The sequence below is a fragment of the Pseudomonas sp. SID14000 genome, from assembly GCF_002165135.1.
Classification (GTDB): domain Bacteria; phylum Pseudomonadota; class Gammaproteobacteria; order Pseudomonadales; family Pseudomonadaceae; genus Aquipseudomonas.
Window position 1 is genome coordinate 1 of the sequence record NZ_NFZQ01000065.1, and the last position, 726, is coordinate 726.

Genomic DNA, 726 nt, shown 5'->3' on the forward strand with positions numbered 1-726 from the left:
GACCTTGCGGAAAACCTGGGGTTTGACGGGCGAGCTGCCGAAGGCCTCCGCTATGCGGAAGAGGCGCTCAGTCTCGTCGTCGATACCGGCGCATCGACGAACGAGGCCGGCGCCAACCTCGCGGTCGGAATCCTGGCCGGTCAAATGGGCGACCTGGCGCGTCAGCAGGCGATGTTCGCCCGGGCGATCGAGCTCTTGCTGGCGACTAGGCCGGTCAGTGCTGCTCTTGGCTGGCGGCTGATCGGCGTTTCCCTTCGGGAAAGCGGTCAGCACAAGGCTGCGTTGACGGCCTTGAACAGTGCAATTGAACTAGCCCGGGGAGCGAAGACCGAGGCTCTGGAAGGGACTGCGATCACCGAGATCGGGGTGACTTGGTTCGAGACGGGAGACTACTCGAAGTCCTGTGACGTCCTGGCCGAAGCTGTGGCAATCGCGGTTCGCCACCCGCAAGAACATCAAGAGGCGAGACCGCGGCATCAGCGGGGCAGGGCATTGGCCGAACTCGGGATGGTTGCCGAGGCACGCCTGGAGTGGGAGAAGGCGATCGCCTTGTACGAGCGGATCGCCGATCCGCAGGCTGACGAGGTGCGGGGATTGCTGGCCGGGCTAGCCCAGCGGTAGCGCGGCGGCAGTTTTGCGGAGGGTGTCGATGGTGGCCCTGATCAGGGGGTGATCGGCACGGCCGGCGCGGATTGCGGCGTAGACGCGGCGGGTGGGGGTTGGGGG

1 protein-coding gene is annotated in these 726 nt (G+C 66.1%); it reads left to right on the forward strand.

Annotated elements, in window-relative coordinates; translation table 11 throughout:
* A partial coding sequence (locus CAY82_RS26785) for a hypothetical protein (RefSeq protein WP_170931131.1) occupies nucleotides 1-621 on the forward strand: 621 nt, incomplete at its 5' end.
* Between the last annotated feature and the right edge of the window lie 105 nt (nucleotides 622-726).